The sequence below is a fragment of the Alteromonas sp. ABV4_150 genome, from assembly GCF_056311745.1.
In genome coordinates this window covers 1,291,699-1,311,570 of the sequence record NZ_CM149971.1, presented here as the reverse complement: position 1 = coordinate 1,311,570, position 19,872 = coordinate 1,291,699, and the positions used below count along the sequence as shown (strand labels likewise).

Sequence of the window (19,872 nt, the reverse complement as noted above, 5' to 3'; positions counted from 1 at the left end):
TTACTCTCGAGATGAAAGGCTCACTTGGTCAACGATATTGGCCATGATGTCTTCTTCTTTGAATAGAATTGGACGAAGCTGTGGCTGTGCTGAATATAGCCGTGTCTGATCATTAAAGTGCTCACTAGTGCTCGAGTTTGACTGAGAATAGGTAGTAAGACCTCGTGCAATAGGACCTTGCTCAGTAAAGTTGACAATCATCATCCAGCTACTGCCGTAAGTTACATGGTAACCCTCTTCAGTGAGTGTGGTTGTAGCATCTATGGTTGGGTATACATGCCTTGCTAGCTCAGTTCCATCGTTCCTAGTTACGGTGTTGAAAACATTAAACCCACCTTCAATATCGTGTGCACCGCCCCAAGGTAATTTGTTACCACTGGGTAAGCCATTGGCAAGGCTTTTTTCCACAAACTGTACATCACCTAGCTTGGAATTCATGGGAAAGTCAGCTGCTTTTATTTTAGCTACTGCTGATGCAAGTTGATTTAAGGTTGTAGCATTATCAATTAGGCCGTTTGGTGTGTTTACAGGGTCTGTTGGGTTAAAAGGTTCTTCCCATTGGGGCTCTCGTGCAAATTCAAAAGCGAATTCTCTAAACACATGAGCGCCAGTACTGTCAGCATTCATTGTTCCATCCCAAGCCGAAAGTGCATCGCATGCACCGGCCAGTTCAGTTGGCGTGCCGTTTACATCAAGAACAGAATCTCTATTGGCTTGGCAGATACTCAATAGTGCGGGCAATATTGCATTAGCTAGATAGCTTTCATTGTTAAGTAATGCGACTTCAACATCGTGTGGAGAAAACCTGTTGTCACTGCCTCTTGCGTTCCGTAAAAGCGAGTGCGCCATCCTTGAGCGTAATGATTGTTGATTATCCGTTTTACCAAATAGTGGTGAAACATTAGTAATAGGGTTTTCCAGATTACTCAGCCAATAGCTATCGTTTGAGTTTTGTACGTAGTCGTTACCATTATATTTTGGCGCATTTTCAAATGTGACTGGACCATTAAAGTCAAACTGTGCACTTGTACCAGGTAGAATGGTAAAACCAGCTGATTGTCTGGCCGCAGCTAACGTGGGGTTAGTCGAGAGTTCGTTAATCGCAACATCACTTAACCCAGGTACCGTTGAGTCGTCAATGTAGAAAACTTCGCCGGCTTTTGAAGCCACCATGGTATTGTTAAAAACCACGCCATCGTAGTCCACAAATGCTTGTTTAAACTCATCCATACTTGTTGCAACGTTCATAGCTAACCAATGATCAACAATATCGAAGTTTGGTAAGTTAGCATCTTTGATTGCATAAGCTTGTGAGCTGGTCCAATCGAAACGGCCTGGAATGACAATCATTGGTCCGTAATTGGTGTAGTAACTTGTTTTTTGTATTGAAATAGTTTGGTTTGGTGCTATGGCGACTTCTATTTCTAGCTGTTTCTCTAAGATGGCTTCCTTGTTTCCGTCAATGAAATGCGTTTTTGCCGTTTCGTCTTCATTATCAATACCTAATTGATAAACCACAAAATGTTCGGCTGTAGAAAAGGTATGTGTCCACGCTAAGTCTTTATTGAAACCAACGTTAACAACGCCAGGAAAACCCATTATTGAACTGCCTATAACATCTAAGTAGCCTGGGATTGTAGAGTGGAACTGCCAAAATCTAAGGTTGCCAGTGTACGGGAAGTGTGGATTTCCCAATACCATACCCATCCCATTCTCGGTCATTTCACTGCCCAACGCCCAGCCGTTTGAACCCATGTTTAGAGGATTTCTCTCTGGAAAGTTTACGCTTGGATGTATTTTAACTGCGGCAATATCCACAGTTTCATTAGCTCTAGGAAGTGGATCTACACCAGGTGGTGCGGCAACGAACATGGCGCTTAAAAAGTTCTCCGCTCCAGGCAGCAAGGCAACACCAAGTGAGTAGGTAAGTAAATCAACACCGTCGATGTCTTTAACCCAGGGTTGCCCTGCGCATGCAGGATCTACAGAGTTAGCCTGTTCGTTAATATACTTGTTATAGCCCTTAGCATAGCCATGAAACATGGATTGTGTTTTGTCAGTCAAGCTATCGAAGTTTTCCTCTGCTAAATCTCTTATGCCAATAGTCAGAAAACCAAAGTCATTGATTAAATGTGCAGCGTCGCCAGAACCTAATATTCTATCTGGGCCAAAATATTTTGCTCGCTCAGAGTTGTACTTAATAATTTGGTCTGCCATTACGCATACATTATCCTTTGCGAAAGCATAGCCTACTCCGAAAGAGAGGCTTTCGAGGTTATCAGCAACCACATGCGGTACACCATAAGTAGTCCAGCGAATATCTGCGTCTAAGCTTTCATCGTTATCAAATGCAGGGACTGGACTGGGTTGTTCACTTATAGGTGGTGTGGGGAGGGACTGTGATTGTACATCTGGCTCACTATCGCTGCACGCCCACAATACGCTGGCGGTGAGTAGTGAAAAGCTTATATTTTTGAATATTGACAGTAAATTCATTTTCATTTCCCTTGGCATGATGAATTCAATCCGTATCGCTTTTCGCATAACACAATCACGGAAAAGACTAATACTTGCTCTTTTTCAAATAACCTAAGTGATCTTGATCAAAACCCTTAGGTCATAAATCAGTGCATTTCATTCGTTGACACTGAACCAAGTAAGCACCTCAGCGTTTGACTAGTAGGGGCGGCTTTCTCTAAGCAATAAAACAAATCACCTGAGGCCCGAAATTGTTTTCCTGCTGGTAGATGCCCTTTGAATTCGTTTAGCAGCAAGAAAAACGCAACAAACAAGAGCACAATGAAACCGACTCTGCTGAAGTGGTAATTGATAGCGTTTGATAGTTGTACAGACATTTTCATCATGGGTACCGTTACAAGTTATTAGTGATTAAATGAGTAACCAAGCAACTAGGTGGTATACCAGTTCCTTGCTTGCAACTAAGACTAAGAAGCCTGGGTGTTTAATACCTGTACAAAAGCTGAAAATTGCCGGAAAAAAGCTGAATTTTTTATGAAGAGTCTACGCTTGTGCCTCTAATAACAAGGGCTGCCGTTAAAAGCGCAAGCAGTAGTTTGGCTGATTAGTCGATAACTAGTATGGGTGTGAGAAGGTGCAAGTGCGTTGCCCAGAAAAAACAAGACATGCATATGGCTAGGAAGAGTGAGTGAAATAATTTAGACACAATGTGCCACTTCAATTGATTCCACTTTCTAAAAAGCCCATAAGCGCCAAAGATAGCAACGAGAAAATTAATAACTAGCAAAATTTGAAAAACATGAAAAAAGACGGGGGGGCCTTCCACCATAAGAGTATCAAACTCTGGCCCTTGCACATTTGCAGTCAAAGTAATCATGGCAAGTGATAGCAGAAACGAGCAAGCCAACAAAACAAATGAAGCACTGACATATGTTGTCCCCTTTACTTTTTCTACTGAATAGACTTGCCTGTTCAATGCAACGATTAAAATGGCGATACTCATGCCCGCAACCACAAATAGTAAAGTCAAAAACGATGTTGTATTGTCCACTATTCCAATAGGTTCGAATACGGTATTGCCTCTAAGTAACCAGAATCCGCCGCCTTCTTTTGGTTTAAAAACCAGCTTTTCGCCAGTTTGTTGATCAATAAAGCGGTGATTGCCTATCGGTATCCAACGATGTGTCTCGCCATAAAACCCTACAAGTAGATATTCATTTGTCGAAGATACAGTGATAGGAAACTCAAATGCGCTTTCGAAGGTTGAGAAGTTACGGCGAAGATTTAGATAGTCTCCGGTGTATTGCTCAAGGTCGGCATAATCGAAGCGTTTGATAGCATCTGATTCTGTTGGAAATAACGTTGCTAGTACTGTGTCGACAAAACCAAAGATTAGATCAAGACTGTTGGTGGCGTTTGCGCTGATAAATATGCCAAATCTGTGCTGCGGTACAAGTACCATGTGTGACAAAGTCCCCGAGACATTCCCATTGTGAAATAGTGCTTTATAGCCGCTAGAAGAGGAAGTCCAAAAACCATGTGCATTTTGACTCAGAAAGGGGTGATTTGCGAAAACGGGGCGGTGCATCCGCTTCTTTGTTTTTGCGAACAAGATGTCATCCTTCTCTTCTTCAAGATGAGCGATCATGAATTTTGCAATATCATTTGCTGTTGTTAAAAGGCCGGCAGCAGGTGTCATTCCATTAGATACATACGCATCATCATAAGTATCGTACGACACTCCGTTCCAATGATGGCCAATAGCGCGGGTAATGCCAGAGTGTTCTACGAAGGGGCCATTTTCAAAGGTACTATTGTGCATGCCCAGTGGCGTTAGAATATTGTTTAACATATAGCGTTTAAATGGCTGGCCCGTCACTTTCTCAATAATTGCCCCCGCCAAAACAGACGCATAGTTGCTATAAACAATAAACTCATCACTTTTTCGTACTCTGTTGGGAGCATTAGACGTTATGTACTCAAGCAAAGAGGGGTTATCTGATGTAGCATTTGCCATCCAGTGTCCGACATATCCATCTTCAAATCCTGCGGTATGAGTAAACAAATGTCTTACCTTCAAAGTGCCTAACTCAAGTACATTTTTATTAAGGGCTAGTATCTCACTGACCTCATCGTCCATACTGAGCCTGCCTTCTTCAATAAGCTGCATTAGCGCAGTATAGGTAAAAGTTTTACTAATTGAGGCAACGCTAAACTGTGTGCTTTCTGAATCTACAGCTTTATCTTTTGGTTCATTGGCATAGCCATAGCCTTTAGAGAAGACGAGCTCACCTTCGTGTACAACACTTACAACTACTCCAGGAATATGTTGAGTTCTTCGTGCGTATTTGACTAATGAATCGCTTAACAGAGTAATTTGCTCTGTTAGCGATAAGCTTTGCTCAGTCTGTGCAAATGAGAAAGTGCAGTTAAGCAATATACAAAATGTCACAAATGCTCTAATCACTTCGAGAATCTCCTAATCTTTATCCGTGAAACGCAAAGCGCTAACGTAAAAAGAAAAGTAAGGAATTTCCTGAAAGATTCGTGAAAAATAGCTGAAAAGCGGTGCTTACCCTGTATTTAAAGAAGGTTTAAATACAGGGTTATGCTCAGCGTTTTATGTTTCATTGAAGAGAGTTACTAAAAGAATTGCAGTTTTACAATAGACGAATTTACGTCAGCTGCACCCAAAAAGAGGATGTCGACGCCGTAAGACGCCAGCCGATTAAACAGCACTCTTTGTTTCGTCTGGGCAAAGGATTTTGTCATAAGGGAGCAGCGCCACAGGTCACTCAAACGAATAGATGTCATAATTACTACATAGTATGTAGGGATTGAAAATACACCGGCTGTGTCGTTTACATTTCTTGGCGCGTTACAACTCTATCTGTGTACCATCATTTAAGCCCTTGCAGAAATGCGGGGCTTTTTTGGTCCCGGCGTTTGAAAAAACAGGCACACGCTGACGTGCCTCAGCGGCTGCGTCGCGCGTTACAATCCCGGGTCGAGGCACCATCATTCAAAAAACCTTTTCCAAAAACACTTCTTGGCAAGTTAGACACAAATAGCGACTAAAACGCTTTTTTTATAAAAAACTTAAGCATGTTCTTGCCTACTTTTCAAAATGGGTACTACGCTTATCTCATGTGTGCAAAGCCAGTTAAGCATAACGTTGTTACCCACCTTGGCTAACAACGTTATGTTGCCTTTGCGCTAGGCTTTATGTCTATTGGCGCTCATAGGGTGTGTCCAGCGCTTTGTAATTCGTGAACCAAGTAACGTGCTTAATTATGAAAGAGTACTGTTGAAGTTAAGTCACAGTGTTTTTTCAAGGAGAGTTTTTTTGTCATTTAATAACTTACCTTCGAGGCAGCAAGGGGCTTTGAAGAGCATATATGTACTTTGTGGAGTTGGCATAGCAGCTTCTTGGATTTTATTCTTTTTTGTATCAGCGCTCACTGCGCTTGCGGTACTTACAGGCGTAGTTGTCTTTAGTACTTTCATTTATAGCAAAAGTGCGGATGAAGTTGACGAGGTCTATCCAAATAACGACTCCCAAGCGCAAAGCGAACAAGCGGGTAGTACTGATATCAAAAAAGCGAGCGACGAGCTTGCTCTGTCTTTAAGCACATGCGATAGCAATTTATCGTCCATCAAGTCTACCCAAGATGACGCCGTTGAAACCTTATCCAATGCTTTCAGCAGCTTAAAAGCGCTCGTTGCACAGCAAATTCAGTGTATCGATGCGTTATTGAGCGTCGATAGTACGCAAACACAATCATATTCAGAACGCATGCGTATGTTTGCACAAGAAACCGATGGAACCCTGACCCAATTTATCGATTCAACCGAGCAAATGTCCTCGTCAACAAAGCATCTAATGGAACAGGTGCAAACCATTCAACAGGCGATGCCTACGGTGATAGATGCACTTAGCGGCATTGATGATATCGCAGCGCAAACCAACTTGTTGGCTCTAAATGCTGCGATAGAAGCGGCAAGGGCAGGCGAAGCTGGTCGAGGTTTTGCGGTGGTGGCAGATGAAGTGCGCGCATTATCAACGCGTTCTACGCAATTTAGCGACGTAATAAAAACTCAAGTTGAGAATATTCGTAGTTTGGTAGACAAACTCACCGACACCGCAGAATTTGTAGCCTCGCAAGATATATCTCAGGTTGTAAATGCTAAATCACATATAAGCGATCAACTAGCAGAAATCATCAGAAAAGCAGAAGCAGACCTAGTTACTACTAAACAAATTGAAGATATAGGCTCACAGCTTGATGAGTCTATAAACGCGGCCATTCGAGGTATGCAGTTTGGCGATATCAATGGCCAGCATATCCAATATACCCAAGACATGATTACGTTCATCTTAGAACAGTTGGCAACGTTAGATGCCAACAATATTGAGCGTTTCGTCAGCGAATTAAGCGAGTACCAAAAAGGACTCGCAGAAAAAGGTAAAAATGATCACAACCCGGTGTCTGCAACGTCTATGGACGCTGGAGAAGTTGAATTGTTCTAAGCTAAGAAAGGAACAGGATGCACCGTCAGTAATGACATACTTTGGAGAAGTGAGCATATGAGCAAACACATTTTAGTTGTCGACGATTCGGTGTCGATTCGTCAAATGGTTGAGATGACGCTAAAAGGCGCAGGGTATACCGTTACCACAGCCCAAGACGGGCAAGAAGCGCTAGATAAATGTAAGAGTCAGCAATTTAACTTTGTACTCACTGATCAAAATATGCCTCGCATGGATGGCCTTACCCTTATTAAAAACTTGCGTAGTTTGGGCGCGTATAGCAGAACCCCAGTTGTCATGCTTACCACAGAAGCGGGCGACGATATGAAAGCAAAAGGTAAGGCCGCTGGTGCTACTGGCTGGATGGTTAAACCCTTTGATCCAAATAAACTTCTTGATGTAACCAAGCGCGTTTTGGGTTAAGCCAATCTACTAAAACCTTAAGTCTGGAAGGATTCAGAATGAGCATCGATATTGAACAGTTCCACGGCGTATTTTTCGACGAGAGCGACGAGCATCTCGACGATATGGAACAGCTATTGATGAGTCTGGACGTCGAGTCCCCTGATCCTGAAGAACTCAATAGTATTTTTCGCGCTGCACACTCTATTAAAGGTGGTAGCGGTATTTTCGGCTTTGACGCGTTAATGAATTTAACGCACGTGATGGAAAATTTACTCGATAAAGCCCGCAATAATGAAATTAGTGTAACCGCTGATATTGTCAACGTGCTTTTAGAAACGCTCGATGTTTTAAAAGACACGCTAAATGCTTATCGCGACGAAACCCCAGTTCCAGAAGAAAGTATTGCTGAGCGCATCAGGATACTAAACGGTGTAATGAGTAGGCAAAGTGCTGAACTTACGCCGGGTGGAACACCCGAAGAGGAAAGCTCAAGTACGCAGGCCGAAAGTGCAGAGGATGACAGCTTTGGCTTCTTTGATGACGAGCCTTCTGAGGCTAGTTCAGGCACTGACGATGGTTTTGGCTTTTTCGGTGAAGAGCCTGTTCACAATCAATCTAGCGAAACTACCGAATCGTCATCACAAGCTGACGAAGGTTTTGGATTCTTTGATGATGAAGAAACCCACAGTAATCTTGTTGAGCCTCAAACGAAAAAATCAGATGCCGCTAAAGCTGAAAGTGATTATGAAGAGGATAGCCAAGGCTTTGGCTTTTTCGAAGACGTACCTTCTGCTCGCCACATAAATACTGCAGCAAACACAACTACCGGCCCCAAAAGCCAAAGCGCCAATACACTGCGGGATTCGGTAAATGATGATAAAGCATCATTAAGTGGTGTTGCGTCCTCGAAGGCACCGGCTAAAAACAAACCTAAGCCTTCTGCGAAAAAAAGCACAGCCCGTGAATCGGCTTCTATACGTGTAGATACCACTAAAATCGATGCAATGGTTAACTTAGTGGGCGAACTGGTTATCACCCAATCTATGCTGTCTATGATTGGGCAAGATGTTGAAGGGCAAGTTGGCGAGCGGCTGCAGCTCGCTATTGATGAGCTGCAGCGAAATACCCGGGAAATTCAAGAATCAGTGATGTCTATGCGCATGCTCCCGCTAACTGCAACCTTTAATCGTTTCCCGCGCTTAGTAAGAGATTTGGCTGGTAAGTTAGGTAAGCAGGTAGAGCTGGTACTTCAAGGTGGCAGCACAGAAATTGATAAAAGTTTAATTGAAAAGATTGTCGACCCGCTCACTCACTTAGTGCGCAACAGTATTGACCACGGTATAGAAATGCCCGACAAACGCTTCGCTGCTGGCAAGCCAGAGAAAGGCACGGTCATCTTAAGTGCCGAGCAAAAAGGCGGCAGCATTATTATCAGCATTATCGATGATGGTGGTGGTCTTAATCGGGACAAAATTCTTGATAAAGCACGTAGCAACGGGCTTGCGGTATCTGATGATATGCCAGACTCAGAAGTATGGCAGTTGATATTCCAGCCTGGGTTTTCAACCGCAGAAGCCATCACTGATGTATCGGGAAGAGGTGTTGGTATGGACGTGGTGCGCCGCAATATTGAGTCAATTGGCGGACGCATTGATATTGAATCGAGCGCTGGGGAAGGCTCGGCTTTTTTCATTCACCTGCCGCTTACGCTCGCCATTGTTGATGGTATGTGTGTGTCAGTGGGCAAGCAAATTTTTGTTGTTCCCCTTTTAAATATTATTGAATCTTTCCAACCTACAAAGCAGCAGCTGAAAACCTTGGGTAACGACACCGTACTTTACATTCGAGACCAATATTGGCCTTTAGTGCCGCTTTACGACTTTATGGAAGTAGAAGGTGCCGCGCTTTCTCCAACAGAAGGTATCGTGGTGTTACTTGAAAGCAGTAAGAAACGTTTTGGTATTTTAGTTGATGCGCTAGTGGGCCAGCAGCAGGTGGTAATCAAAAGTTTAGAGGAGCACTACCGTAAAGTGGCTGGAATCGCGGGAGCAACCATTATGGGCGACGGAAAAGTCGCACTTATTATCGATGCAGACTCCATTGCTACAACGTATACCTCCAGTCAAATAGAGGAGTTACTTTCATGAGTGAAACTGCCTTGCATCAAGCGGTTACCGGCGGACAAGACAAAGAGTACTTGAGTTTTGTGCTTGGCGATGAGCATTACGCTTTGGACATCACCACAGTAAAAGAAATTAGAGGTTACGAACAAGTCACTAAGATTGCGAATGCGCCAGCCTTCATAAAAGGCGTGATTAATTTGCGTGGTGACATCGTTCCTATCGTGGACTTGCGCATTAAGTTTAATGTAGGCGAGGCCACATATAACGACTTCACAATAGTGATAATGCTGAACATTCAAGAGCGCATTGTTGGCATCGTGGTAGATGGTGTATCCGATGTTATTCGCTTGTCTGAAGAACAAGTACTTCCGCCACCAGAGTTTGGCGTAGCTTTTGACAGCAGGTATCTACACGGTTTAGCTGATGTAGATGAAAACATGGTTATTCTGGTGAACATAGAAAGCTTAATAACCAGCGAAGAGCTGGGTTTAGTCGCACCTGAGAGCGTAAAAGACGACGCGTAGTTACAAGGTCCTTCACTAAACGGAAACACCTAACATTGGGAAATATTAGTTATGGGCGTATTTAATTTTCTGAACGGCGAAGAGTTAAAAATAGCGAAGCACGACGCGCTATTGAAGTCGAATATTCTAAAGGCCAGTGCCTCAAACTTGTTAGTTATCGACAAGTCGGGGGCTATTTACTATTGCACACCGGCATTCCTGCGTATGGCAAAAGCCTACCCCAAAGACTTTTCTGTCAACGAGGGCGAATCTACACTAGTTGGCAAGCACATAGATGATATCGCTATTGGTTCTAATTCGTCAGACAATCCGTCTTATTTGCTCACACATGCTAGAGGGGATGACAAGCTGCATGTTGTCCTTGCTGAACATAGTTTTTGTGTAAGTTCAGCTGCAACTACAATGGACGAGAACGGTACTCAGCTTTTCGTCACACAGTGGCAGGACAACACGGAAAACAAACGTAATAAAGGTATGGTCGATGCCATTATGCGAAGCCAGGCGGTGATATCGTTTACGACAGATGGAGAAATCTTGTCGGCCAATGATAACTTTTTAACCGCCATGGGATATAGCGAAAGCGAGGTGGTGGGAAAACACCATCGCATTTTTGTCGACAGTGATTATGCCCAAAGCGAGGAATATCAGCAGTTTTGGAAAAAACTAAAAAGCGGTGACGTTCACAGCGGCGAGTTTTGCAGAATAAACAAGCAAGGCGAAGAGGTGTGGATCCAAGCGACCTACAACCCAGTATTTGATGACAACGGTGACGTAGATTACATCATCAAGTTTGCCTCTGATATTACAGCGCAAAAACAAAAAAATGCGGACTACGAAGGGCAGATTACGGCTATTAATAAATCACAGGCCGTTATTGAGTTTGATCTTGAGGGGAACATTTTAAATGCCAATGAAAATTTCCTCACCGCAATGGGCTATAGCCTGCCTGAAATTAAAGGGCAGCATCACAGTATGTTTGTCGACCCAAGCTACAAGCTAAGTGCAGACTATGCCGCTTTTTGGCAAAGCTTAAAAGCCGGGGAGCACAGCGAAGGAGAATATAAACGGATAGCAAAAGGCGGAAAAGAAATATGGATACGCGCATCTTACAACCCCATTTTTGACAGTACAGGCAAGCCATTTAAAGTGGTCAAATTTGCCACCGACGTGACGCAAGATAAGTTAAGAAACGCATATTTCGAAGGGCAAATTAATGCTATTGGTAAATCACAGGCGGTCATTGAATTTGATGTAGATGGGAACATTATTACTGCTAATGACAACTTCTTAAATACAATGGGCTACCGCCTAGACGAAATCAAAGGTAAGCATCACCAACTATTTGTGGATGAAGAAACCAGACAGTCAGAGTCGTATCAACGTTTTTGGTCAGAACTCAAATCCGGCAAATTCTTCTCTGGCGAGTTTAAGCGAGAAAGTAAATCAGGTAAAAGCGTATGGATCCAAGCTTCTTACAACCCCATAGAAGACATGAATGGCAACCCGTTTAGGGTAGTCAAATACGCCACCAACATTACTGAAGACAAACTGAAAAACGCCTACTTTGAGGGGCAATTAAACGCCATTAGCAAGTCTCAGGCTGTCATTGAATTTGACCTTGAAGGCGTAATCTTAAACGCGAACAGCAATTTCTTAGCCGCGATGGGGTATGCCCTTGACGAAGTAAAAGGCAAGCATCACAGTATTTTTGTCGACCCCGCGTATAAAAACAGCCCTGAATACACAGCATTTTGGGAGCAGTTACGCCAAGGCGTTTATGCCAGCGGTGAATACGAGCGTTTCGATAAATCGGGAAAACCGGTTTATATTCAAGCCTCTTACAATCCTATCTTAGACCAAAACGGTAAGCCATTTAGAGTGGTGAAATACGCCACAGATGTGACGGGTAGAACCTTAGCAGTAGAAAGTATTAAATCTATTATGGCGAGTTTATCAGATGGCGACTTACTGAAAACAATAGAAGAGCCATTAGATGGAGACTTCAAAGTGCTGGGCGAATCCATCAATCACTTTATTGATGAGCTTCGCGACACCATAGTGAAAATTCACACTGCTGTGGAAACCATCGATACGGCTTCAAATGAAATAGCCACGGGTAACGCCGACCTATCTAGTCGTACCGAGCAGCAGGCGTCTAGCTTAGAAGAAACTGCCTCAGCCATGGAAGAGTTAACGGGAACAGTGAAGTTAAATGCAGAGAACGCTGATCAAGCGAAAGGATTGGCAAGCCAAGCGTCGGATGTAGCATCTGAGGGTGGCAAAGTTATTGAACAAGTGGTGCATACCATGGGTGAAATTAATGACTCTGCCCAGCGCATTTCAGACATTATCGGTGTCATCGACGGCATTGCTTTCCAAACCAATATTCTTGCGCTAAACGCAGCAGTTGAAGCCGCGCGAGCGGGCGAGCAAGGCCGCGGGTTTGCTGTCGTTGCTTCTGAAGTAAGAACGTTGGCACAGCGCTCTGCAGAGGCGGCAAAAGACATTAAGGCACTCATTTCGGCGTCGGTCGATAAGATTGGCGATGGTAATGTATTGGTGAATAAGTCTGGCGAAACTATGGCTAATATCGTTACTGCGATTAAACGTGTTAACGACATTATGTCTGAAATTGCTGCGGCATCATCTGAGCAAGCCACCGGAATACAGGAAGTGAGTAATGCGGTGGTTCAAATGGACGAAATGACTCAGCAAAATGCCGCGTTAGTTGAGCAGGCAGCGGCGGCGGCTGACAGTATGAGACAGCAGTCAGGCGAATTAGCGCAGCGGGTGTCGGTATTTAAAGTAGGAAATAATCGAAAGGCCGAACAGGCCTCTGAGGTACGCTCTTTAAACGGTAGTCATGAAGTACCCAAAGAGCGCGAAGTGCCCAAGCAGCGAATTAAAGCGCTTAATCCAGCCGCGCCTGATGCGTCGGATTGGGAGGCATTTTAGTGTATGTCGGCCATACAAAGCACGGACGCGCAAAGGGAGTTTTCATATAGCCGAAGAGATTTTGAGCGGGTAAAAAGTCTGCTTTTTAAACAAGCAGGTATCAACCTCGCCGATTCTAAAGATGCGATGGTTTATAGCCGCCTTGCGAGGCGGCTGCGCACACTCGAAATAAATAGCTTTGAAGAGTACTTAGCTTATGTTGGAAGCAATGATGATGAAATGGAGCACTTCATCAATGCGCTTACCACCAATCTCACCGCGTTTTTCAGGGAGCCGCACCACTTTGAGGCGCTAGCAAATTACCTTCGAAAGCGACCCCAAACTAAACGTATTTGGTGTGCGGCGAGCAGCACGGGTGAAGAGCCTTACAGTATTGCGATGACGGTTGCGTCGGTATTTGGCACCTTTACGCCCAATGTGCAAATACTCGCCACAGACATCGATAGCAAAGTACTGCAGAAGGCCCGCCAGGGCGTTTACGCACAAAATAGTATTAACCAGCTTTCCCACGATTATAAAACCCAATTTTTTTACAAAGGAAGAGGGCCCCAAACCGGTAGAGTAAGGGTTGTGGATGAACTGAGAAAAATGGTGCAGTTCGAGACACTAAATTTAATGTCGCCAAACTGGTGTTTAGAGGCGCCGATAGACGTAATTTTTTGCCGAAACGTCATGATTTACTTCGACCGACCTACTCAGCGCAAGATTTTAGCTCGCATGGTGAAGTTGATGCATGGCGACGGCATGTATGTGGCAGGGCACTCTGAAAATTTCACCATGTATCCTGAACTTGTCGCTCCCATGGGGAAAACCATTTACCGACCCGTTGTTTAAAAAGGAAGTTGTAGTATGAGTCAGGATGAAAACCCCATACGTTATTTTGATAATCGCCTGCAAAAAGAAGCGGTGAAAATTTTGCCTGGACAGTATTACGCGACGGCTTCAGACAAAGCATTGGTGACTATTCTTGGCTCTTGTGTAGCAGCCTGTATTTTCGATAAAGACAAGAAAATTGGCGGCATGAATCACTTCATGCTGCCCGACCTCAATTTCACAACCAATTTAGACGCCTGCTTAGCCACAAAATATGGCGTACACGCTATGAATATGCTGATAGATCAGCTTGTTCACTTAGGTGCACGTCGCGAAAAACTGGTCGCTAAGGCGTTCGGAGGGGGAAAAGTGTTACCGGGATTTGTGCAGCAAGACATTGGGCGAGTAAACGCCGAATTTGTTCTAGAATATCTAGATAAAGCCAGTATTCCCCTTATAAGCAGCGATTTAATGTCTAACTATGCACGCAAAATTTATTATTTTCCGGCCGACGGGAATGTTTATATGAAGCGAATTCGAGAATTCAATAATGCTACGCTCTACGAGCGTGAGTCTGCGCATCGTGTTTTACTCTCTGAGCAAGCTAAAACTGGTGTTATTTCATTTTCGGAACAGTCAGATGCCCATAAAAGTCCTCGTCGTTGATGATTCTGCGTTAATTCGCCAAATTCTTTCAGAGATAGTGGTGCAAGCCCCAGAGTTAACATTGGTAGGCGCTGCGCCCGATGCCTATGTAGCAAAGCGAATGGTTCAAGAGTTTAGGCCCGATGTTATAACCCTAGACATTGAAATGCCAAAGGTAGACGGGCTTCGTTTTTTAGAAGTGATGATGAAGGCAATGCCAACCCCGGTGGTGATGATTTCTACGCTTACCGAGCGAGGTGCCGATGCAACACTGCGGGCATTAGAATTAGGAGCGGTTGATTTTATCGCAAAGCCCAAGCTAGGTGTGGCGCAAGGTATGACCGAATATGCCGCAGTTATCGTTGAAAAGATAAAAGCAGCAGCCCACTCAAAGTTAGGCCATCCTACTGAAACTCGCTGTACTAAGCATGCTTCCATGCGGTACACGGGCACAGAAAAGCTGATTGGTATAGGTGCCTCAACCGGGGGAACCGAAGCGATTAAAGATGTCATCATGCATTTTCCTCGCAATGCTCCGGCAACTATCATCTCCCAGCATATGCCACCGGGCTTTACTACCACCTACGCCAGACGACTTGATAGCCTTTGCGAAATAACCGTAAGAGAGGCACAGGGAGGAGAGCGCTTGTTACCAGGCTTTGCTTATTTAGCGCCAGGTAACAAACACTTAAAAGTAGAGCGAAGTGGGGCTGACTACCGCTTAACTCTTGATGATGGCCCCAAGGTGTCAGGGCACAAGCCCTCTGTTGATGTGATGTTTGATTCACTCGCTGAGTATGCAGGTGCAAACGCAGTAGGTGTATTACTTACTGGCATGGGACGTGATGGAGCAAAAGGTTTGAAGAATATGCACACTAAAGGCTCTGTCACTTTCTGCCAAGATGAAAAAACCTGTGTTGTGTACGGTATGCCGAAAACCGCCGTAGAAATGAAAGCTGCAAGTTTCATAAAGCCTTTAGAAGAAATTTCAGACGCTATACTTGATACACTCGAGGCAATGGGGGCGGGTAGTCGGCTTTAGGGTGTTTTTACACCTGCGCTTCTACTAACGCTCTAATAATTTCTCTACCAACTTCTCTATCCAAGTCTCATATTTTCTTGTTCTGGCGAAGTGTCGCAAATGTCGCCAAAGCAACAAATTAACAAAAGTATTCAAAAGTATAATGGTCGAATGTAAGAATTAGATCATAATTTGATTGTGTTTTGTACAGTCGTTAACGCGGCAGTAACAATTGAGGTGGGTTGTGGTCGCTATAGCAGCAAATTATTTGGATAACTTTTTCTCTAATAAAAGCAACGCTTTCATAGTGGCTTTTTTAATGATGTTAGGAAGCTGGAGTTTATCCTTTACATCGACAGCGCATTTGGGCCTTGCACTTAGCTCTGCCTGTGTGATTTTTCTTTTGTTTGTATTACTGAAGGTGACAAATGGAAGCCAGACATCAGAAATTTCTGGCGCTAACCATTTTGCAGTACAACATTCCACATCCCCCGCCACTTTGTCAGACACAGATGCTATGTCTATTGTAGTATCCGAGGCTAGCGACATATTGTCGGTCTCCTCATCTAACCTTAGCGATATTTTTTCTACGCAAAGCGATGCGGTTGGAACGTTAAGCGAATCGTTCATTTCACTTCAAACATTACTGGGGCAACAGGAAACAAGTATCAATAACCTGCTTACCGATGATGAAAATAGTGATTGTGCCTACGCCGACAAAATGCGCACATTTGCCTCTGATACAGACGCTACGCTAACCCAATTTATTGCTTCGACCAGCGAGATGACAGATTCTACAAGAGCATTGGAAACTCAAGTCCAAACCATTCAGCAGGCAATGCCCACCGTGATTGAAGCGTTAAGCGGGATCGATGATATTTCCTCTCAGACAAATTTGTTGGCACTGAATGCGGCTATTGAAGCGGCGCGTGCAGGTGAGGCCGGCCGCGGGTTTGCCGTTGTTGCTGATGAGGTTCGTGCGCTTTCTACCCGCTCTACACAATTCAGCGACGTAATAAAAACCCAAATAGAAAACATTCGGTCACTTATCGACAAACTTACCGAAACAGCAGAAGTTGTTGCTTCTCAGGACATTTCTCACGTCGTTAACGCAAAAGATGCGATTAGCGAACAGCTCAAAGGCATCATAAAAAAAGCAGAAGCAGACATACAAGGTGCTAGTGAACTTGAGGCTATTCGGCAACAGTTGGCTGCTGCAACAGCAGCGGCAATAAGAGGTTTACAGTTTGGCGATATTAATGGGCAAAACCTTACGTATACCCGCGAGATCATTGAATTCATCGTTGAGCAACTTTCAGAGCTCAGCCCTGAAAGTGCAACTCGCGTGCGAGAAAACCTGGAAAACTATCAACACTCTCTGACTGAGAAAGGGCAAGCAGACCACAACCCGGTCTCTGCTACTTCTATGGATGCGGGTGATGTGGAGCTTTTTTAGCGGCAACAAAAAAGCTCTACGAAGCAACGTAAGAGCAATTTTGACAATTCAAAAGGTGATTGAATTATGAGCAAAAGCATATTGATTGTTGACGACTCAGTATCTATTCGTCAGATGGTTGAAATGACCCTTAAGTCAGCTAACTACAACGTAACTACAGCACAAGACGGTCAGGATGCGTTAGACAAATGTCAGGGGGCTCGATTTGATTTCGTTCTTACAGATCAAAACATGCCTCGCATGGATGGGCTAACGCTTATTAAGTCGTTGAGAGGGTTAGCCAACTTCCGTTCAACGCCAATTGTCATGCTTACCACAGAGGCTGGCGATGACATGAAGGCTAAAGGTAAGGCGGCGGGAGCCACCGGGTGGATGGTGAAACCTTTCGATCCAAACAAGCTGCTAGATGTGATGAAGCGAGTGTTGGGCTAATCGAGCGTCGGTTTTAATAGGGCAAGTGGGAGTCAACCATGACCATTGATGTAAACCAGTTTCACGGTGTGTTTTTTGATGAGAGTGACGAGCACCTTCAAGACATGGAGCAGTTGCTCATGACCTTGGATGTGGATGCTCCCGACCCGGAAGAATTAAACAGTATTTTTAGAGCGGCGCACTCCATAAAAGGTGGCAGCGGTATCTTCGGCTTCGACGCTTTAATGAATCTTACCCATGTTATGGAGAATCTGCTCGACAAAGCGCGTAACCAAGAGATTCAAGTTACGGCAGATATCGTCGATATTTTCCTGCAAACTCTCGACGTACTCAAAGACACCTTATCAGCATACAAAGAGCAAACAGAACTCCCTCAAGAACAGATTGACGCAAGTATAAAGGTACTCGAAAAGACGCTTGCGAGCGCTTCAGGTGAAGTCGTTAACGAGCCCAATGAGCAAACCGAAGATATTGAAGGTGCTTCGGACAACGAGATTGAAGGTTTTGGCTTTTTCGATGATGAAGAGGCTGAAACGCAAAGCACCGCTTCTGAAACTTCGCAAAATAAAAAAGAAGCAGAGGAAATTGAAGGGTTTGGATTCTTTGAAGATGATGAAGTAACAGCGGAGAAACAGGCTGAAGAGGCGCCTCAAGCGAGTAAAAACGACGAAGGCTTTGGCTTCTTCGAACCAGAAAGTCTTCCTGTTAAACCAGATGTAACACAAACGACGCAGACACAGGCCTCACCTAAACAACCTATCGTTAAGCCTGTAAAAACCAAGCCCAAAGCGGCGGCAAAAGAAGCCGCGTCAATTCGTGTCGATACCACCAAAATAGATGCGATGGTTAACCTGGTCGGCGAACTCGTGATTACTCAATCGATGCTTTCAAACGTGGGGCAGGAAGTTGAAGGGCAAGTGGGAGAGCGACTACAGCTTGCTATCGATGAGCTACAGCGCAATACCCGTGAGATACAAGAATCGGTGATGTCTATGCGTATGTTACCGGTGAACATGACATTTAATCGCTTCCCCCGTGTGGTACGTGATTTGTCTTCGAAGCTAGGCAAAAAAGTCGACTTGGTTATTCAAGGGGGCAACACTGAAATTGATAAAAGTCTTATAGAAAAGCTGGTCGACCCGCTTACTCATTTAGTTAGAAACAGTATTGACCACGGCATAGAAAGCCCTGAAGAGCGCCTTGAAGCAGGTAAATCTGAAAACGGAACCGTTATTTTAAGTGCAGAGCAAAAAGGCAGCAGCATTATCATCGGCATTATTGATGACGGTGCGGGTTTAAACAAAGCGCGTATCTTAGAAAAAGCCACGCAAAACGGGCTAGCCGTTACGCCAGACATGCCAGACAGTGAAATTTGGCAGCTTATATTCCAAGCGGGTTTTTCAACCGCAGCGGAGGTTACTGATGTGTCTGGCCGTGGCGTAGGTATGGACGTAGTGCGCCGAAATATCGAATCTATTGGAGGACGCATTGAAATCGAATCGTCGCAAGGCGAGGGCTCAGCCTTTTATATCCACTTACCCCTTACGCTCGCCATTGTGGACGGTATGTGCGTGTCAGTTGGCGATCAGATTTTTGTCATCCCGCTGCTTAACGTAATCGAGTCTTTCCAGCCCACCGCTTCCCAAGTAAAGACACTTGGTAATGACAAGGTGCTTTGGATTAGAGACCAGTACTGGCCACTGGTGTCGCTTACCCAGCTAATGCAAGTCGATGACGGCATTATCGAACCAACCAAAGGCATAGTGGTATTGCTAGAAAGCAGTAAAAAACGTTACGGCGTACTGGTGGACTCTTTGGTAGGTCAGCAACAAGTCGTCATCAAGAGCTTAGAGCAACATTACAAAAAAGTCGCAGGGATAGCAGGGGCTACCATCATGGGCGATGGCAAGGTCGCGATGATTTTGGATGCCGATTCGGTAGCAGCAAATTGTACCAATATCCCAAATGAAGAGGTTTCACTATGAGCGAAGCAGCATTACAGCAAGCCGTTAGTGCGTCAAAAGAGAATGAATTCTTAAGTTTTGTATTAGGCGAAGAACACTACGCTTTAGACATCACGACGGTAAAAGAAATTCGCGGCTATGAGCAGGTCACCAAAATTGCCAATGCGCCAAGTTTTATTAAAGGTGTAATAAATCTGCGTGGCGACATTGTGCCTATCGTGGATCTGCGCATTAAGTTCAACGTAGGCGAAGCCACTTACAACGACTTTACCATCGTTATAATGCTAAACGTTCACGAGCGTATTGTTGGCATTGTAGTCGACGGGGTGTCTGACGTAATTCGTCTTTCGGAAGAAGACATGCTTCCTCCGCCAGAGTTTGGGGTGGCGTTCGATAGTAAATATCTTCATGGGCTGGCGGATGTGGACGAACACATGGTTATTTTAGTGAATATTGAGAGCTTAATTACAAGCAACGAATTGGGCTTAGTTGAAACAAAAACACAAACGGTTGAGGGCTGAGACA

The 19,872-nt window shown here is 44.4% G+C and carries 14 protein-coding genes; 12 read left to right on the top strand and 2 right to left on the bottom strand.

The genetic code is table 11. The annotated features are described in order from the left end of the window. Together ACYX4M_RS05685 and ACYX4M_RS05680 are read right to left on the bottom strand one after the other, a co-directional pair. A complete protein-coding gene (locus ACYX4M_RS05685; protein WP_476082229.1) occupies positions 1-2,496 on the bottom strand; it encodes an acylase in 2,496 nt (831 codons plus the stop codon). A gap of 586 nt (positions 2,497-3,082) precedes the next feature. Further along, complete coding sequence (locus ACYX4M_RS05680) at positions 3,083-4,945, bottom strand: serine hydrolase domain-containing protein (RefSeq protein WP_476082228.1); 1,863 nt, start codon at positions 4,943-4,945, stop codon at positions 3,083-3,085. A 1,329-nt stretch (positions 4,946-6,274) separates the two neighbouring features. Between ACYX4M_RS05680 and ACYX4M_RS05675 the strand changes: the two genes are divergently transcribed. The 12 genes from ACYX4M_RS05675 to ACYX4M_RS05620 all read left to right on the top strand — a co-directional run bounded on the left by ACYX4M_RS05675 (position 6,275) and on the right by ACYX4M_RS05620 (position 19,868). Beyond that, positions 6,275-7,009, top strand: coding sequence for a methyl-accepting chemotaxis protein (locus ACYX4M_RS05675; RefSeq protein WP_476082853.1), 735 nt, complete (start codon positions 6,275-6,277; stop codon positions 7,007-7,009). A gap of 57 nt (positions 7,010-7,066) precedes the next feature. Continuing rightward, positions 7,067-7,432, top strand: coding sequence for a response regulator (locus ACYX4M_RS05670; RefSeq protein WP_071816745.1), 366 nt, complete (start codon positions 7,067-7,069; stop codon positions 7,430-7,432). A 38-nt stretch (positions 7,433-7,470) separates the two neighbouring features. Continuing rightward, positions 7,471-9,561: a chemotaxis protein CheW gene (locus ACYX4M_RS05665; protein ID WP_476082227.1), complete on the top strand. Its 2,091-nt coding sequence runs from the start codon at positions 7,471-7,473 to the stop codon at positions 9,559-9,561. Next, positions 9,558-10,061 carry a chemotaxis protein CheW gene (locus ACYX4M_RS05660; protein ID WP_014947935.1) on the top strand — a complete coding sequence of 168 codons (504 nt, stop codon included), beginning with the start codon at positions 9,558-9,560 and terminating at the stop codon, positions 10,059-10,061. Before ACYX4M_RS05665 ends, ACYX4M_RS05660 begins: the two co-directional genes overlap by 4 nt. A gap of 51 nt (positions 10,062-10,112) precedes the next feature. After that, positions 10,113-13,016, top strand: a complete 2,904-nt coding sequence (locus ACYX4M_RS05655) for a methyl-accepting chemotaxis protein (protein ID WP_476082226.1) — start codon at positions 10,113-10,115, stop codon at positions 13,014-13,016. A gap of 3 nt (positions 13,017-13,019) precedes the next feature. Next, positions 13,020-13,850 (top strand): CheR family methyltransferase, encoded by an 831-nt coding sequence (locus ACYX4M_RS05650; RefSeq protein WP_476082225.1) that lies wholly within the window; start codon positions 13,020-13,022, stop codon positions 13,848-13,850. 15 nt (positions 13,851-13,865) lie between these two features. After that, positions 13,866-14,495: a chemoreceptor glutamine deamidase CheD gene (gene cheD, locus ACYX4M_RS05645; protein WP_474874040.1), complete on the top strand. Its 630-nt coding sequence runs from the start codon at positions 13,866-13,868 to the stop codon at positions 14,493-14,495. Continuing rightward, positions 14,470-15,516: a protein-glutamate methylesterase/protein-glutamine glutaminase gene (locus tag ACYX4M_RS05640; RefSeq protein ID WP_476082224.1), complete on the top strand. Its 1,047-nt coding sequence runs from the start codon at positions 14,470-14,472 to the stop codon at positions 15,514-15,516. The genes cheD and ACYX4M_RS05640 overlap by 26 nt, the downstream gene beginning before the upstream one ends. A 223-nt stretch (positions 15,517-15,739) precedes the next feature. Continuing rightward, positions 15,740-16,951, top strand: coding sequence for a methyl-accepting chemotaxis protein (locus ACYX4M_RS05635; RefSeq protein WP_476082223.1), 1,212 nt, complete (start codon positions 15,740-15,742; stop codon positions 16,949-16,951). Between the two features lie 66 nt (positions 16,952-17,017). Beyond that, a complete protein-coding gene (locus ACYX4M_RS05630; protein ID WP_039217225.1) occupies positions 17,018-17,383 on the top strand; it encodes a response regulator in 366 nt (121 codons plus the stop codon). Positions 17,384-17,421: 38 nt separating this feature from the next. Continuing rightward, complete coding sequence (locus ACYX4M_RS05625) at positions 17,422-19,368, top strand: chemotaxis protein CheA (RefSeq protein ID WP_476082222.1); 1,947 nt, start codon at positions 17,422-17,424, stop codon at positions 19,366-19,368. After that, entirely contained in the window at positions 19,365-19,868 is a 504-nt protein-coding gene (locus ACYX4M_RS05620; protein ID WP_179982088.1) for a chemotaxis protein CheW, read from the top strand. The genes ACYX4M_RS05625 and ACYX4M_RS05620 overlap by 4 nt, the downstream gene beginning before the upstream one ends. Positions 19,869-19,872: the final 4 nt, after the last annotated feature.

Coding starts and splice junctions, on each gene's coding strand:
- ACYX4M_RS05685 (WP_476082229.1), bottom strand. CDS start 2,496: ATGAATTTACTGTCAATATTCAAAAATATAAGCTTTTCACTACTCACC.
- ACYX4M_RS05675 (WP_476082853.1), top strand. CDS start 6,275: ATGCGTATGTTTGCACAAGAAACCGATGGAACCCTGACCCAATTTATC.
- ACYX4M_RS05670 (WP_071816745.1), top strand. CDS start 7,067: ATGAGCAAACACATTTTAGTTGTCGACGATTCGGTGTCGATTCGTCAA.
- ACYX4M_RS05665 (WP_476082227.1), top strand. CDS start 7,471: ATGAGCATCGATATTGAACAGTTCCACGGCGTATTTTTCGACGAGAGC.
- ACYX4M_RS05660 (WP_014947935.1), top strand. CDS start 9,558: ATGAGTGAAACTGCCTTGCATCAAGCGGTTACCGGCGGACAAGACAAA.
- ACYX4M_RS05655 (WP_476082226.1), top strand. CDS start 10,113: ATGGGCGTATTTAATTTTCTGAACGGCGAAGAGTTAAAAATAGCGAAG.
- ACYX4M_RS05650 (WP_476082225.1), top strand. CDS start 13,020: ATGTCGGCCATACAAAGCACGGACGCGCAAAGGGAGTTTTCATATAGC.
- cheD (WP_474874040.1), top strand. CDS start 13,866: ATGAGTCAGGATGAAAACCCCATACGTTATTTTGATAATCGCCTGCAA.
- ACYX4M_RS05640 (WP_476082224.1), top strand. CDS start 14,470: ATGCCCATAAAAGTCCTCGTCGTTGATGATTCTGCGTTAATTCGCCAA.
- ACYX4M_RS05630 (WP_039217225.1), top strand. CDS start 17,018: ATGAGCAAAAGCATATTGATTGTTGACGACTCAGTATCTATTCGTCAG.
- ACYX4M_RS05625 (WP_476082222.1), top strand. CDS start 17,422: ATGACCATTGATGTAAACCAGTTTCACGGTGTGTTTTTTGATGAGAGT.
- ACYX4M_RS05620 (WP_179982088.1), top strand. CDS start 19,365: ATGAGCGAAGCAGCATTACAGCAAGCCGTTAGTGCGTCAAAAGAGAAT.